Source organism: Schlesneria paludicola DSM 18645 (assembly GCF_000255655.1).
Lineage (GTDB): Bacteria > Planctomycetota > Planctomycetia > Planctomycetales > Planctomycetaceae > Schlesneria > Schlesneria paludicola.
In genome coordinates this window covers 331,927-349,351 of the sequence record NZ_JH636437.1, presented here as the reverse complement: position 1 = coordinate 349,351, position 17,425 = coordinate 331,927, and the positions used below count along the sequence as shown (strand labels likewise).

Sequence of the window (17,425 nt, the reverse complement as noted above, 5' to 3'; positions counted from 1 at the left end):
CAGAAATCGACGACCAAAACACCAACATTGAGTCCTGACCCCTTTCTGCCCCCCGACAAAAAACAGGGTAAGTACATTGACCTTGCCCCAGACGGCAAGATTATTTCGCTCGGATGCCAATAGATGGTGAGGAAAAATATGGATGGTATTGCTCGTATTACAAGAATTGTGGCCTTGTTGGATATCTGGGTAGATGGGCAGCTGTTTCCATTCCCTAAAATGAAGGTGAAAGTTGTCGAGGAGTCGGAGGGCAGCTATCTATCATTAATGAACGTGCATCGACGAGATAGATTTTCAGGCGAAACTGATTATCTTTCGGGGTTCTCCAATACGATTGACGGGGCGGTGGCCGACTTGTTAACAAGTTTTGTTTCAGGCGTTCGCGAACATATGCCAGAAGGAGGCTTGACCGAAAATGATTTTGAATGGTCCGCCCCTGAAGACTTTTAGAATCAACTCGAAGCCTTGAAATGGATGGCTCTCGTAGTGGACAGCTTGCGAGTCTGGGGAGTAAAGCGGAGCAGGAGTGAATGGTACTGACGCTGACGTTAGAGGCAGTTTCAAAACCATTTTAAGCATAGCATCATGCAGGCCAGATGCAGAAAGCCTTCGAAGAGGTGGGCATAGTATTCGTGACGTACGAGAAGGCGGCGTTGATATTCCAGCCAGCTGATTGTTCACTCGATCTTCCATCGGCGCTTGTAGCGGCGTAGAGATCGTCCGTCTGTCTTGACGGGTTTCTTTCGGCCCTCACGGTGGGGCGTAATTTGTTCGATCCCACGTCGTTCAAGCGAATCTCGAAGCCAGTCGGCATCAGCCGCCTTGTCATAGAGAAATCGCTCGGGACGTTGTCCGGCGATTTGAATGTCAACCAAGGTTTCGATGGTATTGACCTCCGCCACTTGCGCAGAAATGGTGAACGCCGAGACCGGGAGTCCGTGCCCTTCGGTCAACACCATGAGCTTGGTTCCTTTTCCCTTTTTCGTCTTACCCACCTCAGCGCCCCCCTTTTTTGTTGGGGAAAACGTCCCGTCCCCCAGCGCCTGCGACCAGTTGAGCAATTTCCGCCGATCCAATTCCTTGATCAGCCGGGACCACGCACTGACGAGCGTTCCCGACTCGGTCCATTGCTTGTGGCGACGCCAGCACGTTGTAAAAGAGGGATACCGATCTGGTAAATCTTGCCATCGCGCACCGGACTTGAGAACCCACAAAACACCTTCAAGACATTGTCGAGCCGACACTCTAGGCCGGCCTCCCGCAGGAGAAGGCTCAGGATCGTCGAACAAGTCTTCGATCAATTTCCATTGAACATCAGACACAAATGGTTTCGGGGCCGTCCTGGACCCTGTCGTGTTCGGCCGCCGTCGCTGGGGCCACTTGGACAGGGCAATGATCATGTGAGTTGTTCCTTTCGCTCACACTGGAATGCAAATTGCCTGCCATCTTTATTGACGATTTATCGGTTTTGAAACTGCCTCTAGCTGATGAGTCGGCCTGAATCGAGACGCGTACGACCTGACGTCTACAGGATCGATTGAGACTACAGGAAGTCTAGTTAGTGGAAACCTCAAAGGAGTTCTGCGACGCAGCACGCTCGACGATACTTGGCGAACAACCTCTTCAACGCGTGGTATCTTACGAGAAGCCGCAGACTCAAACACGCCTCGCTGTCCAGAGAAATGAACAAGGGCAATCAGCGATGCGACCACCAAGGCAGCGACGATATTCGCCCCAATTCGCATCTTGATGCTCTCCGCAAGAAACGAATGATTTCAAAACGGTTCGCCACGCGCGCCGCATAAAAAGCCGACTGCATTAACACAACGCACCGTAACAATGATTGCAACAAAACATCAACAACAAATCCGTCACCTTGGTGGAAGTTCAGGATCAAAAACGGTACACCCCAATTCAGCAGACATTTTGTCACAGACCCCACATCTGATTACTGACAAGGCGCGCCCAGACTTCCTGGGCGACCTCTTTGAGGCGCCCTCCGCCTTCTTCAGCACACGATTAACACGCTCGCCGCAGCACGCTCAGGATGAATCGAAAATTTGTAAGAAAGCCAGAGATTTGCGATCATCGATCGCTTTAAGAACTCAACAGTTGCACTGGACAGGGGCATTCCGCCAAGATCCACTTGTTGCGTCTCGACGTTCCTTCGTTAAGTGGCTGCCGTATGTCGTCTTCGTTTCCAATTCTCGCCTTCGGGTTTGCCAGCCCGCTGATGCTCTGGGGATTGGCGGCGGGCAGCATCCCGATCGTGATCCACCTGCTGCATCGCCGCCGGTTCCAGACTGAGCCATGGGCGGCCATGCGGTTTCTGATCGCGGCCACGAAGAAGCAATCTCGGCGGATGAAACTTGAGCAGTTGCTGCTCTTGGCGATTCGAACCCTCGCCGTCCTGCTGGTCGCATTGGCGCTGTCGCGGCCGACCGCCGAAACGTTTGGGGAATATTTCCAGTCCGCTAGCCCCAAGCATCGCATCATCGTGATCGACGCCACCTTCAGCATGGGATATGCCCCCAGCGGTCGGACGCGTTTCGAACGGGCCAAAGATCTGGCACGCCAAATCATTGGCGGATCAAGGCAGGGCGACGCCATCAATCTGGTGCGCATCAGCGATTCGTCACCACGCGTCGTCGTCCGGCGCCCCGCCTATCAATCAGCCGCCGTGATGGAAGAAGTGGACCAACTGACGCTGAATGACGAGCGAGTTGATGCCTCGGTCGTCCTCAAGGAAATTCAGGAACTCACCACTCTGGCCCCTGAACTGTCGCGCAAAGAGATCTATTTCATTACCGATCTGCAGGCCGCGACCTGGGCACCGAATCAATCCACCGAAGTCCAGAACATTCGCCAGGAGTTGCAGAAGCTGGCCGATCGAACCAAGATCTTTTGGCTGAATGTCGGCGAACCGATTGCCCCCAACATGGCGATCACCAATCTGCGGGCGGATGACCAGTTCGTGCTCTCGAACCGTGCCGCTCGGATCGCTGCAAACATTAAGAATTTCAGTGCCGCGCCGGTCTCAGGACAACTCGTGGAATTGGTCCTGGACGGACGCCTCGCCGACACAAAGCGGGTCGACGTGCCGGCCGGACAAGAGATTCAAACCGACTTTGCTCCGACGTTCAGCGGGGGAGAACACCGTGTCGAGGTCCGCCTGACGGCCGACGCATTGTCCGTCGACGATACGCGCCGCCTGGCCATCCCTGTTCGGGACGAACTGCAAGTCCTGCTGATCAACGGCAAGCCTTCCGGCGAACCGATGGGAAACGCGACCGACTTTCTGAAGCTGGCACTCGCACCCGAACTCCCCAACCGAGCACTGACCAGCCCCATTCGCCCGACTGTGATTCGCGAAGGCGAACTGCTGGGAACAGACCTGAGTCGCTTCGACTGCGTCTTCGTCTGCAACGTCGGTCTGTTCACCGAGCGTGAGGCCGAAGTCCTGCGAGGCTATCTTGAAGCTGGCGGGGGCGTCGTCTTCTGTCTTGGCGATCAGGTCCGGATCGACAACTACAATCAGGTCCTGCACAGCGGCAAGCAGCCGTTACTACCCGCCAGCCTTGTCGAGCGGGTCGGTGACATCAAGACCAAAGGCGACTCCTTCGAATTCGACGCGGGAGACTTCAGCCATCCGATCGTCGCCCCGTTCCAAGGCAACCCCGGGGCCGGTCTGGAACGCACGAAAACGTTTGTGTACATCAAGGCGAACGTCGATCAGGATCGCGGCGCGAACATCGCCTTGCGGTTCCGGACGGGCGACCCCGCGATCGTCGATGCCCCATTCGGCCGCGGGCGAGTCATCCTGATGACGACCTCGATCGATCGCGAGTGGAGCACCTGGGCGGTCTGGGGACACAGCTTGATCCCCCTGATGCACGAAACCGTTCATTACGCGATCGCCGGTCGCTGGAAAGATCGGGACACCCTCGTGGGACAGCCGCTTCAAGCGCATGTCGGCCTGCGTGCCACCGATACCGCGGCGACTCATCGACCTCCCAACGGTGAAACCAAAACGGTGCAACCATCGAGCGATGGCCGAATGGTCGTCACCGAACCCACGGCCGTCAGCGGCTTTCATCAAGTGGTGCTGGGACCACCGGCCAGTCGGACCGACTGGTTCGCCGTCAATGTCGACACCGCGGAAAGCGACCTGACGGCCTTGCGTGTCGAGGACATGCGCGAAGATCTGTTCCCGGGACTCGACTTCACTTACCTCACCGAATGGGAAGAAGAGACCAGGGGTGAAGGCCAGACTGTGCGAACGATCTCAACCGGAACCGGATTCTCACGCGCACTGTTGCTGGCAGCGATCGCCTTGCTACTGGTTGAACAACTCATGGCCTGGAATTTTGTCGGTGGGGTCAGCCTGCTGCTGGCCTTTGCCTCGTTGACACTCACCTGGAATCTGCTTCGCCTGAATTCTGTTGCCGGAATGCTGATGATCGTGGTGATCATCGCGTGCCTGGCGCTATTGGCGACCCGTTTCCGTTCGCGACTCCGCTGGAATTAGACGACCCGAGATGACTGCTTCACGTCGTCCACTGATGGCGAACCACAATCGATGTTGGATCTGGGGCCGCAACCTGGTGCTGGAAACCGTGCGCGCCGCCTATTGGCCCGTGCTTGAAATGCTGCACAGCGATCGTTGCGAGCCGCAAGCGCGTGACGAGGTGGTTTCGCTGGCCATGCAATTGGGTATCCCCACCCACGCCGTCAGCGATAGCCAGATCACGAAATCCTGTCGTTCGGAAGAACATCAGGGGCTGGCCGCCCGCATGCCGCCCTTTCCTTACCGCCGTGTCGACGAACTGATCGACGGACTTCCGCCCAACCCGGTCCTGGTGCTGCTCGATCGGCTGCACGATCCGTACAACTTCGGAGCGATCATTCGTTCAGCCGATGTGCTGGGGATCCACGGCGTCATCGTCGGAACTCGCGAACAGGCGGCAGTCAATAGCCTGGCGGCGCGAAGTTCCGTCGGAGCCGTCAATCATGTTCCGATTGCGGAGACCGACGACCTGATCACGACAGTCGAGATGTTGCAAGGTCGAGGCTTCCAGATCATCGGCACATCGGATCATGCTGACGAGCTGATCTTCGACCCCGATTATCAACGAGCCACGGTGCTGGTGATCGGAAACGAAGGGCGAGGCATCCAGCCCGCATTGGAACAGCGCTGCACTCAGTTCGTGAAGATTCCCGTCCTGGGACAGGTCAACTCATTGAATGCAGCTGTCTCGGCAGGAATTCTCTTTTATGAAGTGCTTCGGCAGCGACGCGACGATTAAAACCAGCTTCTTTTCGCCTTGGCATTCCCTTCATCTCCTGGCATCCGCTCAAGAAGAACTCATCGCAACGACGCCAGGCCGCAAAGTCGCAATGAAGAACAAGACGCGATCTGCTCTCGCGCCAACTCCGAACGATTCATTGCGCGCGAGCGATTGTTGAAAATCGATTCAGCAATCGTGCCCACTCATTTGGAGATCGCCCATTGAATTTGTGGGATTGGTATGAGATGGCTCCGTCTATCCGCGAGGATGGCATTTCTCGTGGATCGATTTCAGGCGGCTGTGATCGACATGGGTGTAGATCTGTGTCGTACGAATGCTGGCATGGCCGAGCAGTTCCTGTAGCGCGCGAATTTCTGCGCCGCCCGCCAGCATGTGCGTGGCAAAGCTATGCCGCAGCGTGTGCGGGCTCACTTCGCGGCTGGCCCCAATTCGTGCGGCGTAGCGTTTGACCAGTTTCCAGACCGTGATCCGTGACAATCGTTTGCCCGTGCGCGAGACCAATAGCGGCGTTGACGCGTCTTCCAGCTTGACCAGATTTGGTCGTTCATGCTTGAGATACGCTTCAATCGAAGCCCGGGCCACCGGATTCAGAGAGACGATTCGCTCTTTGTTTCCTTTACCGACGCATCGGCAATATCCCTCTTCAAGCTGGATGTCGCGCATGGTGACGCCACAAACCTCGGACGCTCGGCAGCCCGTGGCATACATCAACGCCAGCAGCGATCGGTCGCGAAGCGGGGTGCGGTCCATCCGCGAGGGCGATGCGATCAATTCATCCACCTTCTCGGGACTTAGCACCTTGGGCAGGTGTTGCCAGAGCTTCGGTGAATTGACGAGTTCCACTACGCTCTCGGGCAAAATCGCTTCGAGCACCAGATATCGAAAGAACATCTTGAGCGAGACAAGGTGCCGCGCCATGGATGTGGCGGCGTACGAATTCGAGTGCAAGTCCTGCAGGTATTGCGACAACAGAGCGAGATCGACCTGCTGAATCCGCGCAGGACCATGATCGCGATACCACGTCATGAACCGGACCAGATCGCGCCGGTAAGCCATCAACGTATTGTCCGACAGACCACACTCGGCCTTCAGATAGTGCGCGAAGCCCGACATGTACTGCGAAGGATCGCTCGGCCGGACAGCAGCAGCCGGGACAACCTGATTCGGTTTGCGACGTGGTGGCATGCGGTTCCCTTTGTAGCTGCAAACCAGCGGAGACCTGGACGGTACAGGACACCACCGTCATTCGATGATATCCGATCCAGCTCATTTCGTGCTTCTCATCTCCAACTCCCCTCGATCCCAAGCAGGATTTTCGCCTCTTTTCCCTCGCGACCAAATTCCTCGGCTTTCCTCGTTACCAAGCTCCTGCTTGGTAACGCCTCTTGCGATTCAATTTTCTGTCGAGCCGCAACGTGGCCTGGGACCGACGTACACATTTCTGTGTGTGCGTGTGTGTAGGAGACGTTACCAAGCGGGAGCTTGGTAACGAGGGGAACGAGAGGATGCTCAAGGCGACGAAACGAGGATCATCGATCCATGATATCCCCATCGACCAATCGGGCATCGGACCTTCTGCTCTTCAGAACCGACTTCGCACCGAGATCGGCAGAAACTGCCGTTTAAAACGGTTCCAACCAAACCTGTCCGCAACTTCAATTCGAGTCGGAACTGCCGTTCGATGAACGCGAGCAAGACGGTCCGGCGAATGACCTGCGATCACAACTACCGAAAAGAAGCACTGTTACAACGTACGCCGAAGCTGAGGGCGGTCGCGGAGACCGGATTGACGCCGCCGCAAGACCAACCCAAGCCTCAAAGACGGAATGCGCATAAAACTCACCGCAGGCGACAACTTCCACTGAATCAAAATCCCCTGCTTCGCCGATAACTGACGTTGGACACTCGTTGAAGTGGAACTTGCGTGAGTATTGAACAGCCTCGTTTCGCTCCATTCCGCCGCACGAGATAATTGGAATTCGCCACGAACTGTTCGGAAGGAACCGATCATGAAACGCGGGACTTGGATGCTCGCCATCTCGGGAATGATGGCGCTTTGCCAGAACGGTAACGCTGCTGACCCCGCCTCCGAATTGCCATCTCGCCGAAGCGCCGTCGGAACGACGCGCGTCTCTGGAAGCAGCTCTACCAAAAAGCCGGCGAGCGGAACCCCGAAGAACTACTACAAAGATTTGTTCGCCGAAGACGAACGAATCCCTTCCGTTTCGGCCAAGCGTGCGGCTGCGGCCGACGCAAGCCCGGCGTCGAAAGTGAAAGTGGTCGACTGGAGCGACGAAGTTGATGTCGATCGCCCCGAGACCTGGGCCAAGAAGACTCCCAAAACCGCATCGAAGCCGGTCGCACAAGATGACAGTGCGACGAGCGAACTTTCGGCAGGAGCTGAGCAGGACGCCGCCGCCAAAGAAGCCGCACCTCCAACCGGCCGTCCCTCTGCACGGATCTCGTATGCCAAATATGACCGCAGTGCAGGCAAGAAAAACCCGATTCAGCAGATTCGCGGTGATGGCCGCCCACGCAGCGCTCCCCCCATCCAAGGGCTTGAAGAAACGGCCGAGAAGCCGGTTCGCAAAGCGGATTCCAAGAAACCCGCCAGTGAACGTAGCCCGTTCGATGACATTGTCCAGACGGGTGGTGATTCTCACTCCGACCCCAGCACCGTTGCCGCCGCTGGACCACAGACACCTCAAGTCACGGTCGAGTGGGTCAAACGCGGCGAATTCAACGTGGGCCAAGAGTGCCTTGTGGATTTGATCGTCAAGAATGCGGGCGAAACACCCGTTTCCGAACTGGCCGTGGACGCCGTCTTCCCGACAAATGTGCGGCTGACCGCCGCCGAACCGCGGCCGGCATCTGCGACCGATCGCCTGACCTGGACATTTGAAAGTCTGGCCCCGGCCAGCGAGAAAAAGATCACCGTCACGCTGATTCCCAGCGTTCGGGGTGAAATCGGCGCGACAGCACAAGTCCGATTCACGGGCGTCAGCGCGGCCGCGTTTGCGGTTTGCGAACCGATGCTGAAGATCGCGATCAAGTCGCCAACCAAGGAAGTCATGCTAGGCGACCCCGCCTCGCAAATGATTACCGTGACGAACCCGGGAACGGGTACGGCCCAGGACGTGAAAATCGAAGCGAAGCTGTCCGATGGACTGGAACACCCCACCCGCGAAGACCGCCTGGTCATCGATGTGGGTTCGATCGGACCAGGCGAAACACGTAGCTATCGCCTGGGTTTGACCGCAGCCAAAGGCGGACCGCAGTCGGTCAGCGTGGTGGCCACGTCAAGTTCGGATGCCACCAGCACCGACACCGTCGATTTCGACGTTGTCGCGCCGAGTATCAAAGTCGCCGTCGAAGGCCCCTCTTTGCGATACAAGGGCCGGAATGCAAAGTACGTCCTGACTGTCACCAACGATGGCAGCCTGGCGAACAACAACATCCACATCTCACAACTGGTCGCGTCGGGGTTCAAATTCGTCTCGGCCGACAACAGCGGGAAGTTTGATCCATCGGTCAGCACGATCTCTTGGTTCATCGATCACCTGGAACCGGGTGAATCGACGCAAGTGGCGTGCGAACTGCGTTCGTTGCAGATCGGTGAGTTCGCTCACACGGTGCAGGTGGTTTCCGAATCAGGCGTCCAAGCCGATGCTCGCATCGAAACACGCGTCGACGGAATTGCGTCTCTGACGATGGAACTGGTCGATCTGGATGATCCGGTGGAGAATGGTGCGGAAACCGGTTACGAGATCCGCGTGAAGAACGATGGATCGAAAGCCGCGACCGACGTCAGCCTGGTCTGCGAACTTCCGGCCGGGATGGAATTCCTGTCCGCGAAAGCTCCCGTTCCACAAGACCTCGAAGGTCGGACGTTGTCCTTCAAACCGCTCGAGCAGATTGCCCCGGGAGCACAAGTCACGTACCGCGTGATGATGAAGGTCAAGAAAGAAGGCAGCCATCGCCTGAAAGCGCGACTCACCGGTGCGGAAGTCCAGGACGAAATCGTCCTTGAAGAAGTCACCCGCGCTTATTCGGATTGATCTGAGATCAATCGGTCAACTTCGCACAGTGAAAACGCCGCCGGGCCGTCCTTTTTCGAAGGACGGCCCGGTTTGTTTCATTTGAGGGCGCTGACGGATAGCCTCTCGTTACAAAGCTCCCGCTTGTTAACGCTCCTTGTGATCTCGATTCCGGAATGCCCTCCTCATCGAGACGTGTGTGCGAGGATCCCTGATCCACTTTCCACCTCGACAGAACACAAGATGGCGTGAGGCGTCACCATGCAGGAGCTTGGAGACGAGGACAAGGGATCAAGCGGACTCGGCGTCAGTGTGCCTGCATCTGTTCGTCGTAGATTCGGGCGATGTCATCCGCGGTGACGGTGATTTCACGGGTGAAGCCGGTATGCGATCGGTTGTACTCGATCTTGGCGGCCTTGGCAGGGCTGCGATGAACCATCATGGACAGGAACTTCTTGTCCTCGTCCGTCAACTTGCCGACCGACGGGTCCCAATGAGTCCGCGACTCAATGACCAGTGAATCGACGCGAGGATCGTACTTGGTGTAGTCGGCCATGGGGTCTGATCTGCCATAGGGGATCGATTGCAGCCCGGCGACGAAGGAACGGGCCACGTCTAACGGCCAGCATAGCCCGATCAAGCGACACTCGCAAAGGATCGTCGCCCCACGGAGCAACGTCGTGAACGATTTTCAAACGCCAAATCAGGCTACTTCACATCAACGCCAGCAAAACGCCCCGCGAAACGTTGCGAATGGAATTGAGAAGAAACTGAACGCAAAGGCGCTACGGCGCAAGGACGCAAAGTTAAGGCAAAGATCACCACCCGCTTCCTCAATTCTTTGCGCCTTGGCGCCTTTGCGTTCAGTTTTCTTCCCCCTCGGATTTCAACGTCACGACCGAACCTGTGTTTGAGGCGTCTGGGTCGCAATGCGGCACGAGGCGATTTACACTATTGCGACGGTTGAAACCTTGTTGTCAATGACCTCGTTTGGATTCGGGTCCGCGGAGAATTCAGTCTTTCATGTCTGCTCGTGAACGCATTCTCGCCTCAGTGCGACAACATTTGCCGCAATCGTCTGATCTCCCTGGCTTCGATGGTCCCTGGATCACCTATCCCGACCCGTTCGCACAATTTGCGAGCGTCCTGGAAATGATCGGCGGCCGTGCGATCCGCGTCGCGCACGAAGCGGACATCACCCACGAATTGAATTCGTTACCGCAGTTCACGTCGGCCAAACTGACGTTGTCGCTGGTTCCCGCGGCGCTGACCGGGACGACATCGATGGAAGCAATCAACGATCCCCACGAGCTAGCGGACATCGATTTCGCGATCCTGCCGGGAGAAGTCGCGGTCGCCGAGAACGCCGCCGTCTGGGTTAACGAACTCAAAGTTCGACATCGCGTGATCTATTTTCTGTGCCAGCACCTGGCGCTGGTCGTGCCTGCATCGCAATTGGTCAACAATATGCACGAGGCGTATGAGCGGATCACCGTCACAGCGTCACCTTTTGGCGGATTTATCGCCGGTCCATCGAAGACTGCGGATATTGAACAGTCGCTAGTGATTGGTGCTCACGGACCTCGCTCGATGACCGTGTTTATCGTAGGGTAGTGCGTTGTTACGACGAACAGTGCGGATCGGATGGGGGAGCTAGACGAGCAAAGCGACGGACGACCCAAGGTTTCGGCAAAGCTCTCCAAACCCGGCCATTCGATGTTTCCCATGAAGTGGCATTGGTGGTCAGATTCGCGAGCGTCGCCAGCAGGTTCACCGAGAATTCATCAAGGTGTCGATTCAGAATTGAACCTCAGCCATCATCCACAACCAGACATTTCTGCCCGATTGATTTGATCAATTCAAACGGATTGCCAGACCTATTTGCCTTCCGGTTTTTTTACTGCACGGAGCTGCATGAAACATGCTGGAACTCAACACGATCCATCACCTCGATTGTATTCAGGCGATGAATTCGCTGGATGCGGGCAGTGTCGACCTGGCGTTTGCCGATCCCCCCTTCAACATTGGCTATTCGTACGACGTCTACAAAGACCGCAAAGATGCCGACTCGTACATCGACTGGTCGCGCGAATGGATCACCGGCGTGCACCGCGTCCTGAAGCCGACGGGTGGTTTTTGGCTGGCCATCGGCGATGAATATGCCGCCGAGCTGAAGATTCTCAGTCAGCAAGTCGGATTTCATTGTCGCAGCTGGGTGATCTGGTACTACACCTTCGGCGTGCATTGCACCAAGAAATTCAGCCGGTCGCACGTGCACATTTTCCACTTTGTCAAAGACCCAAAGAACTATCAGTTCAATGCTGTTGACGTTGTGGTCCCTTCCGCCCGGCAAACGGTCTATGCCGACGCCCGTGCGGCCAAGGGCGGACGAATGCCGGATGACACCTGGATCTTGCGTCCACAGGATTTAACGGACGGATTCAACCCCGACGAAGACACCTGGTACTTTCCTCGCGTCGCAGGGACCTTCAAAGAACGAGAAGGCTTTCACGGCTGTCAGATGCCCGAGCAACTGCTGGGGCGCATCATCAAAGTCAGCTCGTCCCCGGGGGACCTGGTCCTGGATCCGTTCAGCGGCAGCTCGACGACGTTAACCGTCGCGAAAAAACTGGGTCGTCAATTCATCGGCTTCGACATCAGCGAAGACTATATCGCCCGCGGCCTGTCACGATTGGCAAATTGCGAAGTCGGAGATCGCCTGGACGGTTCACCTGAACCGCGCGTGAGCGCCCCGGCCACGCCGACGGCACCGGGCGCGAAAGGCAAAGCGAAGAAGGCGATGGCGTCCGCAGCGCCTGCCATCCCCAAAGGGCTGCTATTTGATCCCCTGCCAGTAGCCGTCGAACAGAAACCGATCGCCGCACCGATCATCGAAGCGTTCAAGCAAAGTTCCGGCGGCTATTCCGCTGACCGAGTGGTTGCCGATCCCAAATTGGATGCGGCATTCCTGAAGGCCTGTGCAAAACAGGGGCTGAAAGATCGTCCCGCGGACCTCAATCGAACCTTGTTTCGGCTGCGAAAAGCGGGCAAGCTGCAATCTGTTCCCACGTTGCATCGAACCGAATTCCGCTGGGAAGACACGGACGAATATCTGTTCGCCAGTGAGATTGCCTGGCGACAGATTCACGACCAAACGCAGGCCACGATCGACGACATTCTGTGCGACCCTGCCCTGGCCAAGCAATTTGACGAAATCGCCGCCAAGTTCGCCCCTGGCCACACGTCGCTCGAATATCGCTGGGCGGCGCTCAAGCTGCGTAAAGTCCAGAACACCGCCAGCACGCGTTCCAGTCGACTGGCGCAGATCAAACTGCCGAAAAGCTGGTCGAGTACCGATCACGCCAAGCTGACCGCCTTGCAGGGGGAACCCGGGCTCTACATGGTCTATGCGGCAAATCATCAACCGCTTTACGCCGGGGAGACGTTCGACCTGGGCAAGCAACTCGGCAAACAATTTGGAGCCGCCTCTACATCAGCCGGCTGGACGGAACATGGGCCGAAACTGCGAGTCAGCGCCGTCCCCTACAAGAAGTTTGACGACGTCGACACCACGGCCACCGGTAGTACGTTGGGGACCTGGCTGGTCGCCTACCAGTATCAACTGGTCAAACAAGAATCACCGAAATTCAATTCGCTGGGACTGGAACTGAGTGCCGTTTAAAAGTCTATTGAAAAAAGAGGGACAAACGCCTCGCGTTCACGATGTCATGGCATTTTCGAATCGGTACGGAGCCCGTCCCGTTTTTCCAACAGGCCGGTAACCACCTGTTGAACGGAAGCGCCAAGGTATTTTGACCGTCACGAGGTCGGGAGTTTTGCCAATCTGAACGGCGCCAGGCTCCGTGAGTTCACACCATCTGAAAAGGTCGATGCCGCTTGTCGCTTGCCAAAGGATGTACGTTGTCTGAGAAACTCGCGACAGACGAAGAAGAATCCGGCCCTTTGTCGCTTTGGGACGCGGTTAGCTTGATCATCGGGATCGTGATCGGCAGCACGATCTACAAAACGCCCGGGCTGATTTTCAGCAATGTTCCCAATCCCTGGGCGGGACTCGGCCTGTGGGTTCTGTGCGGATTTCTGTCGTTCGTCGGAGCGCTCTGCTATGCGGAACTGGCCACGACCTATCCACGCTCGGGCGGTGAGTACAATTACTTGTCACGTGCCTACGGTTCCTGGGCGGGCTTTCTGTTTGGCTGGTCGCAGCTCGCGATTATTCAGACCGGAAGCATCGGCGCCTTGTCGTATGTGTTCGCGGAATATGCGGCCGAGGTTTTCAATGCCAAACCGGATACGGTGGTCTGGTTCGCGCTCGCAGCGGTGATCGGGTTGACGGCGCTCAACATGATTGGCCTTCATGCGGGCCGACATGTCCAGAAAGCGCTGGTTGTCGCCAAATTACTGGGGCTGGTCCTGACAATCATCGCGGGATTATCAAGCCGCGCGGAAGCGGGCTTCGCGGTCAAGACCCCCGTCAATGGACCAGGTTGGCCACTCGCAATGATTCTCGTTCTCTACGCGTATGGCGGCTGGAACGATGCAGCCTTTGTGACGGCCGAAGTCAAAAATCGCAGCCGGAACATTCCCCGCGCGTTGCTGCTCGGAATGGGGCTGATTTCGATCGTCTATCTGCTCATCAACTTCGCCTATCTGCGAGCATTGGGTTTCGAAGGGCTTCGCAATTCATCCCGTCCAGCGGCAGACGCCTTGTCGGCCACGTTCGGTGGAAATGCTGGTCGCATCATGAGCCTTCTGGTCATGATTTCGGCACTCGGCGGATTAAATGGTTTGATCCTGGCGGTTTCCCGTGTGCATGCGACCGTGGGGGCCGACCATGCGCTGTTCGCGCGACTGGGGTACTGGTCACCACGCACGCACACTCCTGTCTGGTCCCTGTTTGTGCAAGGTGCCGTCACGGTCCTGATGATCGCTGGAATCGGTACCGAGGCGGGTCGCCGCCTCATCGATGAACTCTTTCGCCGCGGCTCGATCCCCGCCGTTCCCTGGGATCGTTACTTCAACAGTGGGTTCGAAACCCTGTACGCCGCCTCGGCACCGATCTTCTGGCTGTTCTTCTTGAGCACCGGGATCGCCTACTTCGTCCTGCGCGTGAAAGACCATAATCGGCTGCGGCCCTTTTCGGCGCCATGGTTTCCGCTGTGCCCGATCCTGTTCTGCGCGACGTGCGCGTTCGGACTGTACTCGTCAGTCAACTATGCAGCACCACTCCTACCTCTGATTGCGGTCCCCTTCCTGGCGGGACTACCGCTGTTCGCGATCAGCCAATGGCTTGGCCGAAAGCCGACACAAGCGATCTGATGTCACTCGCCGACGTGCTGGCCGTTGAAATTCGACGCGTCACGGTTGTACGTTCGTGTCTCGTGATTGACATCGCCTTCGCGATCGAAGACGAGACGCGCCTGATAACTGGGATGGGAAGTTGGGAATGTTTTCTTGTGCGCTGACGCTCATTTTTTACGCGGCGGGATGCCTGCTGCTGATGAAGCGATCCTCGGCCTGGTCCACACGACTTCTCGCAATTGGTGGATTGCCCGCTGTGTGGATCTCGATCTGCGCAAGCGCCGGACTTCTGGATACGCTGCTGGGCCTGCCACCGTGGCTGACACTCGGCCTGGTCGTCGTGGCAAGCATCGTGAAATCCGCCAAGACCACGAGCGTGACCGCCAAACCGTCGGTGTCCGCATTCAACTGGCTGTCATGCGCCGCCTTGGTAGTTGCGGGAGTCTGTTTCATCGCACTCGCCGCCTACGCGCATTCGACCGATCCCTGGGGCGGCTGGGACACCCTGTTTACCTGGATCATGCGGGCGCGATTTTTCTCGCTTGGCGGCAGCCAGTGGAACAATACCTTCTCGAATGACCTCGCATTGTTGCATCCCGATTATCCACCGATGCTGAGCTGGGCACTGCACGCCTTGTGGCGCGTTGATGGTCAGATCTCATCGCTCGCCGTCATCGCCTTGTTTGACCCGATCTGCCTGGCGTTCGTCTCGCTGGTATTTGGGTTCCAGGCGATTTCAACAGAGCGTCTTCGGCTCGGCCTTTCGACGGCCGTCGTGTTGGCAATGCCGATTCTGTGGAAACTGGCGGTCACCCTTCTAGCCGACTTTGCCCTGAGCTACGCGATTCTGGGTAGCTGTGCCTATTACGCCTACGCGGTGGCCAAGGAAGACAAACACGCGTCTTCTATGAGCGGATTTCTGGCGGCATGGTGCGGCTTGATCAAGAACGAGGGCGCGGTGTGGTTCGTCGCATTCATGGCGGTCATCGTCAGCGTCAGCCTGTTGTCGCGGCTCCCCTTTCGTCGCAGATTGGCATTGAACACAATCACCGGTGCGGCAATTCCTCTGAGTTTGTGCATCGCGTTCAAAGTCATGCTGGCCCCCCCGAGCGATCTGATCAATCCGACACGATGTTTTGAGATTGGCAACATTGTTCAGCCAGGCATCCTGATCAGCCCCGGCCCGCTGATCGTCCGTCTCGATCAGACTGAGTTTTTCCTTTACCACTGGCCGATCTGGTCCAATCTTTATGGCCTATTGTGGGACTATCGAGATTGGGGCATCGCGCTGTGGTGGAGTTTCTACCTCTTGATCACTCGATTCCGCCGCCCGGGTCCTGCGGCACCGTTGCTGGTTGCAATCGGCTTCCAACTCGCGATGTATTACGGCGTCTACCTGATCACTCCTTATCTGCCCTGGTGGCACATCTCCAATTCGCTCAGCCGAATTCTGGCGCATGTCATACCAGCCGCCTTGTGCCTCATGGCGTTCGACACGAACCCACCTCCGGTGATTCGACGGAAATCTCAACAGGTCGTGGTCCAAGAGAATGCGTTTGTTCCACGCAGTGCCGCGGTCTATCTGATCGCAGTCTCGGTTGGAACGCTTTACGTCGCACTTCAAGGACACTGGAATCTCGGCAAGCTGCCACCGGTGAATGCCGAGGCGCTCCGCGCGATCGAACTTCCGCCTGAGCCCGTGATCTCGTACGTGTCCTACGATCTGGGGACTCGTGATTTTTATTCCACCCAGTTTGCAGCGGTCCCCGCCGTTCTTGTGCTCGACCGCCGCGAATCCACGTTGTTGGCCCGATTTCCCGACGAAGCGGAACTGCGCCGCTATTGCGAGCGTCATCAGTGGGAACTGATGGCCAACCAAGGCGGCCTTGGATGGGCTCGCGACAAAGGAGGAAAAGAGCTGCGACAACCGGTGGAGGTCCCCCGGGCCTGGTAACTCCAACTAAATTCCAGGCGTCAGCAGCAGCTCCGGCAATGCGGCCGAACGCGTTCCAACGACGGGAGGATTGTCGGCCGCACGAAACGTGAAGACGGCCGAGTACTTTGTCTCGTTGGTCGTATTGCGGCTGGCAGAATGCAACGTCCGGCAATGAAAGAAGAGGACGTCACCGGGGTTCAGCGAAACGAACTGCTTCGAATCGATCAGATTCTGATTCTCGGGCAGATCGCTACGGAAAAAGAGCGCCTCGTCGAGACGGCTGGGATCAAGAACGAGCCGGTGAGAGCCGGGAATGACCTGCAAGCAGCCATTCTCGGGACGTTCACTTCCCAGAGCAATCCACGCGTTGATCAGTTCGGGCCGTTGGAACGACCAATAGCGAATGTCCTGGTGCCAGCCGGTTTCGCTGCTGTACTTGGGTTGCTTGGTCATGATGCAGTTGTGATGAGCCAGCGGACAAACAATCCGCTGCCCCAGCAACTGCTGCAGACGGTTCATCACCGGCGGCCGCAACATCCATTCGGTGAACAGAAATCCGCGACTGTGAGCCTGCTTCAGGCGACGAATGGTGTGTCCGCCTTCCGCGTCTTTCGACACCGGTGCGCCGGGATAGGAGAGCTCGGCTTCATACTCGAGCGGTTCAATTCGATCGCGGACGCCGTTCTCGGTGATCTGCCGCATCTGTGCAATATCTTCGGGACTCGCCAGATTGCGAACGACCAGAAATCCCCCTTGCCAGAAGCGATCCAACTCGTCGGGGGTGAACCGAAGTGACGGCGTCAAAGAAGCAGGCGACTCCACGT

The 17,425-nt window shown here is 57.2% G+C and carries 12 protein-coding genes; 8 read left to right on the top strand and 4 right to left on the bottom strand.

Features of this window, described 5'->3' with window-relative positions:
• The first annotated feature begins 138 nt into the window (after positions 1-138).
• Positions 139-450 carry a hypothetical protein gene (locus OSO_RS0139815; RefSeq protein WP_157606213.1) on the top strand — a complete coding sequence of 104 codons (312 nt, stop codon included), beginning with the start codon at positions 139-141 and terminating at the stop codon, positions 448-450.
• Positions 451-677: 227 nt separating this feature from the next.
• On the opposite strand, the gene OSO_RS49230 is transcribed toward OSO_RS0139815, so the two are convergent.
• Complete coding sequence (locus tag OSO_RS49230; protein ID WP_010588277.1) at positions 678-1,400, bottom strand: IS5 family transposase; 723 nt, start codon at positions 1,398-1,400, stop codon at positions 678-680.
• Positions 1,401-2,185: 785 nt separating this feature from the next.
• Between OSO_RS49230 and OSO_RS0139800 the strand changes: the two genes are divergently transcribed.
• Positions 2,186-4,528, top strand: coding sequence for an N-terminal double-transmembrane domain-containing protein (locus tag OSO_RS0139800; RefSeq protein ID WP_010588276.1), 2,343 nt, complete (start codon positions 2,186-2,188; stop codon positions 4,526-4,528).
• A 10-nt stretch (positions 4,529-4,538) separates the two neighbouring features.
• Positions 4,539-5,306: a 23S rRNA (guanosine(2251)-2'-O)-methyltransferase RlmB gene (gene rlmB, locus OSO_RS0139795; RefSeq protein WP_010588275.1), complete on the top strand. Its 768-nt coding sequence runs from the start codon at positions 4,539-4,541 to the stop codon at positions 5,304-5,306.
• A gap of 237 nt (positions 5,307-5,543) precedes the next feature.
• Here the strand turns inward: rlmB and xerD are convergent, their stop codons facing one another.
• A complete protein-coding gene (xerD, locus tag OSO_RS0139785; RefSeq protein WP_010588273.1) occupies positions 5,544-6,494 on the bottom strand; it encodes a site-specific tyrosine recombinase XerD in 951 nt (316 codons plus the stop codon).
• 824 nt (positions 6,495-7,318) lie between these two features.
• On the opposite strand from xerD, the gene OSO_RS0139770 reads away from it, so the two are divergent.
• Positions 7,319-9,367, top strand: coding sequence for a COG1361 family protein (locus OSO_RS0139770; protein WP_010588271.1), 2,049 nt, complete (start codon positions 7,319-7,321; stop codon positions 9,365-9,367).
• A gap of 286 nt (positions 9,368-9,653) precedes the next feature.
• Here OSO_RS0139770 and OSO_RS0139765 read toward each other — a convergent pair whose 3' ends face one another.
• Entirely contained in the window at positions 9,654-9,959 is a 306-nt protein-coding gene (locus OSO_RS0139765) for a hypothetical protein (RefSeq protein WP_157606211.1), read from the bottom strand.
• Between the two features lie 410 nt (positions 9,960-10,369).
• Here OSO_RS0139765 and OSO_RS0139755 point away from each other — a divergent pair, with 410 nt between their 5' ends.
• The 4 genes from OSO_RS0139755 (at position 10,370) to OSO_RS0139730 (ending at position 16,619) form a co-directional block, all read left to right on the top strand.
• The gene (locus tag OSO_RS0139755) at positions 10,370-10,960 is read left to right on the top strand and encodes a LutC/YkgG family protein (protein ID WP_010588269.1); all 591 of its coding nucleotides are present in this window, start codon (positions 10,370-10,372) and stop codon (positions 10,958-10,960) included.
• A gap of 307 nt (positions 10,961-11,267) precedes the next feature.
• A complete protein-coding gene (locus OSO_RS49570; RefSeq protein WP_010588267.1) occupies positions 11,268-13,028 on the top strand; it encodes a DNA methyltransferase in 1,761 nt (586 codons plus the stop codon).
• Positions 13,029-13,267: 239 nt separating this feature from the next.
• The gene (locus OSO_RS0139740; protein WP_010588266.1) at positions 13,268-14,683 is read left to right on the top strand and encodes an APC family permease; all 1,416 of its coding nucleotides are present in this window, start codon (positions 13,268-13,270) and stop codon (positions 14,681-14,683) included.
• Between the two features lie 127 nt (positions 14,684-14,810).
• The gene (locus OSO_RS0139730; protein ID WP_010588265.1) at positions 14,811-16,619 is read left to right on the top strand and encodes a hypothetical protein; all 1,809 of its coding nucleotides are present in this window, start codon (positions 14,811-14,813) and stop codon (positions 16,617-16,619) included.
• Between the two features lie 6 nt (positions 16,620-16,625).
• Here OSO_RS0139730 and OSO_RS0139725 read toward each other — a convergent pair whose 3' ends face one another.
• The gene (locus OSO_RS0139725; protein ID WP_050986312.1) at positions 16,626-17,423 is read right to left on the bottom strand and encodes a phytanoyl-CoA dioxygenase family protein; all 798 of its coding nucleotides are present in this window, start codon (positions 17,421-17,423) and stop codon (positions 16,626-16,628) included.
• Between the last annotated feature and the right edge of the window lie 2 nt (positions 17,424-17,425).

Coding starts and splice junctions, on each gene's coding strand:
- xerD (WP_010588273.1), bottom strand. CDS start 6,494: ATGCCACCACGTCGCAAACCGAATCAGGTTGTCCCGGCTGCTGCTGTC.
- rlmB (WP_010588275.1), top strand. CDS start 4,539: ATGACTGCTTCACGTCGTCCACTGATGGCGAACCACAATCGATGTTGG.
- OSO_RS0139755 (WP_010588269.1), top strand. CDS start 10,370: ATGTCTGCTCGTGAACGCATTCTCGCCTCAGTGCGACAACATTTGCCG.
- OSO_RS0139800 (WP_010588276.1), top strand. CDS start 2,186: ATGTCGTCTTCGTTTCCAATTCTCGCCTTCGGGTTTGCCAGCCCGCTG.
- OSO_RS49230 (WP_010588277.1), bottom strand. CDS start 1,400: ATGATCATTGCCCTGTCCAAGTGGCCCCAGCGACGGCGGCCGAACACG.
- OSO_RS0139730 (WP_010588265.1), top strand. CDS start 14,811: ATGTTTTCTTGTGCGCTGACGCTCATTTTTTACGCGGCGGGATGCCTG.
- OSO_RS0139770 (WP_010588271.1), top strand. CDS start 7,319: ATGAAACGCGGGACTTGGATGCTCGCCATCTCGGGAATGATGGCGCTT.
- OSO_RS49570 (WP_010588267.1), top strand. CDS start 11,268: ATGCTGGAACTCAACACGATCCATCACCTCGATTGTATTCAGGCGATG.
- OSO_RS0139815 (WP_157606213.1), top strand. CDS start 139: ATGGATGGTATTGCTCGTATTACAAGAATTGTGGCCTTGTTGGATATC.